Source organism: Segatella sinensis (assembly GCF_040095255.1).
GTDB classification, from domain to species: domain Bacteria; phylum Bacteroidota; class Bacteroidia; order Bacteroidales; family Bacteroidaceae; genus Prevotella; species Prevotella sinensis.
This window is the reverse complement of sequence record NZ_JBBNGE010000102.1, coordinates 1-3,352: the sequence shown is the minus strand read 5'-3', so window position 1 is coordinate 3,352 and position 3,352 is coordinate 1. Positions and strand designations below refer to the sequence as shown.

The 3,352-nt window shown below is 38.5% G+C and carries 4 protein-coding genes; 3 read left to right on the top strand and 1 reads right to left on the bottom strand.

Annotated elements, in window-relative coordinates; all coding sequences use genetic code 11:
- The first annotated feature begins 96 nt into the window (after positions 1 to 96).
- The 3 genes from AAAT87_RS15100 to AAAT87_RS15090 all read left to right on the top strand — a co-directional run bounded on the left by AAAT87_RS15100 (position 97) and on the right by AAAT87_RS15090 (position 2,724).
- The gene (locus tag AAAT87_RS15100) at positions 97 to 678 is read left to right on the top strand and encodes a hypothetical protein (RefSeq protein WP_349226886.1); all 582 of its coding nucleotides are present in this window, start codon (positions 97 to 99) and stop codon (positions 676 to 678) included.
- A gap of 124 nt (positions 679 to 802) precedes the next feature.
- The gene (locus tag AAAT87_RS15095; protein ID WP_006848869.1) at positions 803 to 1,024 is read left to right on the top strand and encodes a DUF2795 domain-containing protein; all 222 of its coding nucleotides are present in this window, start codon (positions 803 to 805) and stop codon (positions 1,022 to 1,024) included.
- Between the two features lie 326 nt (positions 1,025 to 1,350).
- Positions 1,351 to 2,724: a tyrosine-type recombinase/integrase gene (locus tag AAAT87_RS15090; RefSeq protein ID WP_119230266.1), complete on the top strand. Its 1,374-nt coding sequence runs from the start codon at positions 1,351 to 1,353 to the stop codon at positions 2,722 to 2,724.
- Positions 2,725 to 2,982: 258 nt separating this feature from the next.
- Here the strand turns inward: AAAT87_RS15090 and AAAT87_RS15085 are convergent.
- Positions 2,983 to 3,352, bottom strand: a 370-nt coding sequence (locus AAAT87_RS15085; protein ID WP_349226885.1) for a hypothetical protein, incomplete at its 5' end; no start/stop codon positions are given.

Below are 3,352 nucleotides of genomic sequence, written 5' to 3'. Positions count from 1 at the left end.
AATGCAATGCGGGAGAGTAGGTAGCCGCCTTCTTTTATCAAAGCCTCAGATTTCGAAAGATTTCTGAGGCTTTTTGTGTATCTAAAGATTTAAATTATGCATTATTATTTGAGTACTTGGTGGAGATGGTTCAGACGCTGCGGCTATAGTCGCGGCTTTGGCGTGCAGTCGCCTTCTGCCTATAGCTTCATCCGCTATGTCATCAATGAGCATTATCCTTATTATGCATATCAGGAGCTGCAAGAGCGGTTTCCACAGCTTAATAGACGCGAACATAAGGTGGGACGTCTTCTTCTACGGCTCTCGAATCATTGGCAGCCTGTTATCAGATTGTGCAATCGTCATATCTTTGATGCTTATCTCCATGCGGGTTGTATGAAGACAGAATCTTATGAGATAGCTGATAGCTTATCTTTTTTGGATAAAAATGTCAAAACGATGGTGGTTGTTGATTTGGATAAACAGCCTATGGAGTTTGTCTTGAAGAATCTTCTTCCGCTTTGTCATAGTCAGGTAATGCTGGTTCTTTTAGGTAATCTTCATGCCAGTAAAACCTATTCTTCATGGCTTCGTTTGCAGGAATCAGAGTTCTCTGGCATCACCTATGACCTCTATTATGTGGGTGTTGTTTTCTTTGATCATAAGATCTATAAGCAGCATTATCGGGTAAATTTCTAGAAAAAGAGCCCTTTCATGCAAGAAAGTAGTATGTTAGGTGAAAAAAAATGCCGAAAAACTTGTAGATAAAATTAATTTTATTACTTTTGCAGCCAAATTAGTAAGAACGTTAAATATTATAGCTATGTATTGGACACTTGAATTAGCTTCAAAGCTAGAAGATGCACCATGGCCTGCAACTAAAGAAGAGTTGATTGACTATGCAACTCGCTCTGGTGCGCCTCTGGAAGTTCTGGAGAATCTGCAGGAAATAGAAGATGAAGGTGATGTCTATGAGAGCATCGAAGACATTTGGCCTGATTATCCTTCAAAGGATGACTTCTTATGGAATGATGACGAGTACTAATCGTTCATCGATTACGATTATCAGAATAAGATAATGGAAATGAGCCATATAGGTGATTTCTTATGAAATTCCTATATGGCTTTTTGCCGTCTTTTACCGCCAATTTTACCGTTCTAATGGCCTTATTTTACATAATTAAATGATCAATAATCGGTATATCCTGAAATTCTTTCTTTTCTGATCGGTTAATTTCATCTTTTCTTCTCTTATTATTCTCCTTACTTCATACTAAAATCATCTGAAGTTTATAAAAAAGGAGTGATATGATAAACTTTTCTACTATCTTCGCGTACATAGTGCCATAATTAATAAAAAGGTATTTTAATATGGGAAGAATTTCAAGACTTTATCCGAAAGGACGATTGAGACTGCGTATACCAAAGATGGTGCAGTCTGGTAAAAAGTATCCATTGTATATAGAATACAATTGGCATGCTGATTCTATTCGTAAATCAACTGGTATAAGTGTGTCAGTAAAGGAATGGAATGAGAAAGGCTATTGCGGTATTGGTGAAATACGTGCCACGACCGATATTGACTATAAGTATTATAATCATGCTCTTCATAAGCGTATCGAAGATATAGATGTGAAGATACATAAGTATTATGAAATGCATCAGCATATTACTTGTGATGTGATTCGATCTTTTCTCGAAGATAATGACAATGCTTTGCGACCTGATGAAGGAAAGGACTTCATAGAGTTTGCTAAAGAGTTGATGGAAAAACGTTATGAGAAAGGTAAGATAGGTTTCAGTACTTGCAAGAATGGTATTTCATATCTCAATCAGTTTGAGGAATACCTGTTGCTTGAACACAAAGGTACACATGGTGAGCATAAGGAATTCATTTATGTCTCAGATATTAGTGAAGACTTATTGCTTGACTTCCGTAAGTATCGACTCTTGGCAAAAAAGAAAGCAACAACAGTCAACAAGACTCTTTGTCCGATTCTTCAGGCGTGTGAATATGCTTGTCAGTTAGGTTATATCTCTCATCAGCTTAATGCATCTCTCCAGGACTTGTATATGAAAGAAGAGGACCGGCTTGATGAAGAAGAGAGGAATATCAAGTATCTCACTGAAGAGAGACTTGCTGAGTTAGTTTCCGTTTATAATACCATCGAACAACCTCGACGAAAAGAGTTTTTGGAGATGTGGCTGTTTGCCTTCCATGCTTGCGGTATGCGAATGGTTGATGTGATGACGCTCCGATGGAAAGACATTGATTTCAATAAGAATTTCATCAGTAAAATACAAGTCAAGACGAGAAACCGAAATACCATACCTTTGAGTGAACCACTCATTCGTATTCTTGAAAAATGGAAGGGTAGAAACAAAGTCTTTGTTTTTGATCTATTGCCAGAGAACTTCGATATAAATGACCATGAGGCGATATACCGTCGTAGAAATTCCTGGAATAATACCATCAATACTTCGCTTCGCTGTATATCTCATGATTTAAAATGGAATCAAGACTTGACTTTCCATGTATCAAGACACACCTGGGCAGTTTTAGCGCTTGCACACGGAGCTGAAATCAGTGAGATAAGCAGATTGTTAGGTCACGCTTCAACAGGCGTCACAGAGCGAGTTTATGCAGAATTCTTGCCAGACAACCTTGCGACTGTAGTAAGCAAACTTGGCTTCTGCTTCATTCCTGATATGAATGCCAAACAAAAGAAGGTGGTATCACGCTAAACAGAGTGATACCACCTTCGATCAAATTTGTAGCCTTTATAGTCGAAACTATCAGAATATCTTGTAGTCCTTGCCAGTAAGATTAGAAATTGGCTTGAATAAACGCAATAGAATGAGCCCTATCACGATAAATGCTATTCTGACTATTACTGAACCGCCCATAGTAAAACCGTGCCATACGAGGAAAATGGGTGAGCACATGAGGGCTACGATGATTAGGCACATTAGAGCTGCTAGAAATGTTTTTGGTCCCATACGTCAATAATCTAATGGAGCTATGAAATGATCATCAGGCAGGTCGTGAAAATACTTGCCATCTGCATCATTGGTCACATATGTTTCGTTTTCTGGATCTTCTGTAGCGAAATAGATTTCCAAATCCTTGAAACGATTTTTGAGAAGAACGCGGAAGTCAGTAATCAATGCGAGTTCTTCCGCTTCTATATAGAGAAAGCCTTCTGAAAGTTCGCATTTCTTGATATTACCACAGAGATTGCAAGTCCCATAGTCCACACCAAGAGCTAAGATGATGTTTCCTTCCCAATCATCGGCCTCGTCTTCTTCCATAGCAGGGCGTTCTTTCTGTATGAAAGTCTGATAGAGGTCATATATCTCTTGCAACTCTTCT